General features: G+C 65.1%; 5 protein-coding genes. 4 read left to right on the top strand and 1 reads right to left on the bottom strand.

Annotation, left to right across the window (positions count from 1 at the left end):
• Together BN13_RS16765 and BN13_RS16760 are read left to right on the top strand one after the other, a co-directional pair.
• On the top strand, nt 1–743 hold a 743-nt coding region (locus BN13_RS16765), incomplete at its 5' end, for an IS3 family transposase (RefSeq protein WP_048548328.1).
• A 275-nt stretch (nt 744–1,018) separates the two neighbouring features.
• Nucleotides 1,019–1,231, top strand: coding sequence for a heavy-metal-associated domain-containing protein (locus tag BN13_RS16760; protein WP_048548326.1), 213 nt, complete (start codon nt 1,019–1,021; stop codon nt 1,229–1,231).
• Nucleotides 1,232–1,320: 89 nt separating this feature from the next.
• Here BN13_RS16760 and BN13_RS16755 read toward each other — a convergent pair whose 3' ends face one another.
• Nucleotides 1,321–2,148, bottom strand: a complete 828-nt coding sequence (locus BN13_RS16755) for a sulfite exporter TauE/SafE family protein (RefSeq protein WP_040750950.1) — start codon at nt 2,146–2,148, stop codon at nt 1,321–1,323.
• A gap of 513 nt (nt 2,149–2,661) precedes the next feature.
• Between BN13_RS16755 and BN13_RS20690 the strand changes: the two genes are divergently transcribed.
• Together BN13_RS20690 and BN13_RS20685 are read left to right on the top strand one after the other, a co-directional pair.
• Nucleotides 2,662–3,597, top strand: a complete 936-nt coding sequence (locus BN13_RS20690; RefSeq protein ID WP_268806974.1) for a DEAD/DEAH box helicase family protein — start codon at nt 2,662–2,664, stop codon at nt 3,595–3,597.
• A partial coding sequence (locus BN13_RS20685) for a DEAD/DEAH box helicase family protein (protein ID WP_268806973.1) occupies nt 3,570–4,391 on the top strand: 822 nt, incomplete at its 3' end. The genes BN13_RS20690 and BN13_RS20685, both read left to right, overlap by 28 nt.

Here is a 4,391-nt window from a genome sequence, read left to right as displayed (position 1 = left end):
GTCGCGGTGTGCACGGTTCTCCGCGGTTACACGCCGATCTGGTCGTGGACGGGTGGACGGTGAGTGAGAAGACGGTCGCTGACTCGATGCGCCGGCAGGGCCTGGTCGCGCGAAAGATGAAGCGCCGCAACGGATTAACCCGGCAGGACAAGACGGCACCGAAGTTCCCGGACCTGCTGCGCCGGGATTTCACCGCTGAGCGTCCCAACGCCCGCTGGGTTGGGGATATCACGGAGATCCCGACCACGGGCGGGAAGCTGTACCTGGCCACGGTGATCGACTTGTACTCGCGGCGGCTGCTCGGTGCCGCGACTGGGATCCATCCGGACGCCGACCTGGCGTGCGCGGCGATCACGATGGCCGTCGCGGCCCGCGGCGGCATCGACGCGGTCAACGGCCCGAACTGGCGGGAAAACGAGTCGCAGCGGGTCATTTTCCACACCGACAGGGGCTCGACCTACACGGCGAACTCGTTCACCGGGCTGTGCCGCCGGCTCGGGATCCGTCAATCCATGGGACGCGTCGGATCGTGTTTCGACAATGCAGCCGCGGAGGCGTTCTTCTCCTCCCTGGAGTGGGAAGTCCTCTCCCGGCACGAGTTCACCACTACCCAGGCGGCCCAGGCCGTCGTGCTCGATTGGTGCTACGGGTTCTACAACCACGAGCGCCGACACAGCTCAGCAGGCATGATGAGCCCCATCGCCTACGAAACCACCGCGGCCACCGCCCGGGAAGCCGCATAGCCAAACCCTCCACGATTCGGGGGGAACCACAGTGACCAGCGCCCAGGGAATGCATCCCCACCACAGCCAAGGCCAGCACGAAGACAGCAACCAACTGCCACCCGCGCCGAGCCATTGCCACTGAGGCCAACATGACTCCGATTCTCGCACGCGCGCAGGATGCGCTTCCACGATCCCACCCTCGAGCAGGGACGCGTCACATACATATACCCCCTAAGGGTATAGTTCGCAACGTTCGCCACGAACCGGGCGATCGCTCACGAAAGGACCCATCCATGAGCACCACCAGCTCCACCGCCACTATCACCGTCAACGGTATGACCTGCGGCGGCTGCGCCACCAAAGTCAGCGCCGCGGTCGAGTCCGTCCCCGGCATCACCGGAGCCGACGTCGACCTGGCCGCCTCAACCGTCACCGCCACCGGTGAGGACGTTGACGAAGCCGCGGTGCGTGCCGCGATCGCCTCTGCTGGCTACGCGACCGCCTGACCCCAACCAGCACTTAAGTATCAACCGTCGTATCGGCCGACGGCGCCGCACACCTGGCTCCGTCGGCGGGTTTCGATCACGTTCTTGGGTCAGCCGTGTTGCCAGACTTTGCGAGCTGAAATGACGAGTAGTACGGCGAGGAGGGGGACAAGCACCTCGGTGGGGACGACGTCGAGGAGCGCTCCGCCTGCGGCGGTGCCGGCCACTGATCCGATGGCCATGGCGAGCAGGAAGGCACGGTTGTGCCGGAGCACGGCGAAGGATTTGTCTTGGCTATAGCGGGCGAACGCGACCAGCATCGTGGGCAGCGAGACTGCGAGGGAGAGGCTGCCTGCGATTTTGATGTCTGCCCCGTAGAGCAGCACGATCGTGGGGATCAGCAGTTCCCCACCGGCGACTCCCATGAGGGCGGCGACCACGCCGATGCCTGCTCCTGCTGCGACGCCGGTAATCGTTTGAAGTGGCCCTTGTAATTCGGCGGGTTGCACCCGTCCGAGATGGGTGACCAAAAGGGCGGCCGCGATCAGGATCAGCAGGATGGCGAGGACCCGGTGGAGGGTGCGATTTCGCATGCGGGTTGCCCAGGTCGCACCGAGGTAGGCGCCGAGAAGGCTTCCGGTGAGGAGGTTGACGATGATCGGCCAGTGCGGGGTGAGCTGTTCCAAAGGGACCGCGACCAGCCTGGCGGGCAATGCGGTGGCGACCACGAGGAGGCTCATGGCCTTGTTGAGGATGACGGCTTCGAGGGCCAAGAACCCAAAGAGTCCGATGAGCAGGGGTAGCCGGAACTCGGCACCGCCCAGGCCGATCATGCCGCCGAGCAACCCAACGGCAGCCCCGGCACCTGCTGCGGCCCACTTGTTGCGCCGTTCCGGCAGGGACGTGCGGGTCGAATGCGTGGGGTGTTCGATACTCATTGCGCTCGACCATGGCGGGAGGTCCACGCACACAGGTTAGGTGCTCCATGAGTGTTGGCGTGCCTCATGGGGGAGTTACCCCGCGTCCAGGATCGAGGGGGGGCACCGGGACTGTGTAGTAGAGGTTCGGTGCTCCTCCTCCGAGGGGGTTCGGGCCGCTCCAGGTGCCGGAGGCATCGATGACTGCATGCGCGCTGAGGTGCTCCATTTCCGCTGGCTTGGAGAGCTGCATGCATTTTGAGTGCGATCGGTCGACGTTCGCTGGGGCTCGCGCCGCAAACATGTCCAACAACTGTCGGCCCGAGAGTGGCCGACGTGCTCGCTGATCAGTTTCTTCGAACGAAGTGCGCTCAGTTTCGTAGGTCGTAGGTGCCCCATGGATCAATTTCCCTCGGACCCGGACATGTCGTCAGCGGCGGACACCTGGGAGAGCCGGTGGACGCCGACAATTGTCTGGTTCCAATGAACGCTGGAAGTGATGACGCGAGATTGGCGGCGGAGCAGCGTGCGCGCGTGCTGATCGATCGCCAGCTCGCTGATGCGGGGTGGTCCGTGCAGGACAAGAAATCCCTGAACCTGATCGCTCACCAGAGTGTTTCCTGTCGTGAGGTGGTCATGAAGGCGGGGCATGGCCGTGTCGACTACCTGCTCTATGTCGACCGCAAGGTCGTCGGGGTGATCGAGGCTAAGCCGGAGGGCACAACCCTGTCGGGCGTCGAGTGGCAGTCTGCGGTCTACGCCAACGGCTTGCCGGCGGAGGCCGAGCTGAAGTCGATCACCGTCGATGGTCGGTTGCCCTTCGTCTTCGAGGCCAGTGGCTCCGAGACCCACTTCACGAACGGCTACGACCCTCACCCCAGGGCGCGCCGGATCTTCAACTTCCCGACCTCGGCGACGCTGGCCAAGCAGATCCGCGATGCCGAGGCCGAGCCCGACAAGCCCACGTGGCGTGCCAAGGTGCAGCACCTCCCGCCGCTGGACGAAGCGCCCCTGCGCCCGGCTCAGATCACTGCGATCAACGGCATCGAGCAGAGCCTGGCCAAGCAGCATCACGACCGGTCCCTCGTCCAGATGGCCACCGGAGCCGGCAAGACGTACACGGCCGTCACCGCGGCATACCGCCTCCTGAAGTTCGGCGGTTTCCGGCGGATCCTCTTCCTCGTCGACCGCAACAACCTGGCTGCGCAGACGATCGCCGAGTTCCAGAACTACCGCACCCCCGATGACGGGCGCCGGTTCACCGAGCTCTACAACGTCGACAAGCTGACCAGCGCGGGGATGCTCGGCTCTTCCCACGTCATCGTCTCCACCATCCAGCGGGTCTACTCGGTGCTGCGCGGTCACGACGTCACGGAGGGCGACGACCCGAACCTCGACGACTTCGTCCCCGACGCACCGGTCACCGTCACCTACTCGCCGAGATGCCACCCGAGGCGTTCGACCTGGTGATCGTGGACGAGGCCCACCGGTCGATCTACGGGGTCTGGCGCGGGGTGCTCGATTACTTCGACGCCCACGTGATCGGCCTCACCGCGACCCCGGGCAAGCAGACCTTCGCCTTCTTCCGGCAGAACCTCGTCTCCGAATACACCTACCCCCAGTCCGTGGCCGACCGGGTCAACGTCGACTTCGACCTCTACCGGATCCGCACGCAGATCAGTGAGCAGGGTGGCGCGATCGAGGCCGGCACGATCGTCCCCAAGGTCGACCGACGCACCCGCCAGCAGCGGCTCGAGGCAATAGAGGAGGACTTCGAATACACGCACAAGCAGCTCGACCGCGCCGTCACCGCGAAGTCCCAGATCCGGCTCGTGCTGGAGACCTTCCGTGACAAGCTCTTCACCGAGATCTTCCCCGGTCGCTCCACCGTCCCTAAGACGCTGATCTTCGCCAAGGACGATGCTCACGCCGAGGAGATCGTCACGACCGTGCGCGAGGTATTCGGCAAGGGCAACGACTTCGCCGCCAAGATTACGTATGCCGCCCGCGACCCCGAGGGACAGCTAAAGGCCTTTCGCACCTCACCGTCGCTGCGGATCGCGGTCACCGTCGACATGATCGCCACCGGAACCGATGTCAAGCCGCTGGAGTGCGTCTTCTTCATGCGTGACGTCCGCTCCGCGCAGTACTTCGAGCAGATGAAGGGCCGCGGAGCCCGCACCATCACGCCGGCCGACTTCCAGTCGGTCACTCCGGACGCCTCGGCGAAGACGAGGTTTGTGATCGTCGATGCGGTCGGAGTC

This window comes from Nostocoides jenkinsii Ben 74 (assembly GCF_001046875.1).
In the GTDB taxonomy this organism is placed as follows: Bacteria; Actinomycetota; Actinomycetes; order Actinomycetales; family Dermatophilaceae; genus Nostocoides_A; species Nostocoides_A jenkinsii.
This window is presented reverse-complemented; position numbering and strand designations above follow the sequence as displayed.

What these genes read in the sequence shown, in the direction of transcription:
- BN13_RS16760 (WP_048548326.1), top strand. Translation starts at nt 1,019, where the DNA reads ATGAGCACCACCAGCTCCACCGCCACTATCACCGTCAACGGTATGACC.
- BN13_RS16755 (WP_040750950.1), bottom strand. Translation starts at nt 2,148, where the DNA reads ATGAGTATCGAACACCCCACGCATTCGACCCGCACGTCCCTGCCGGAA.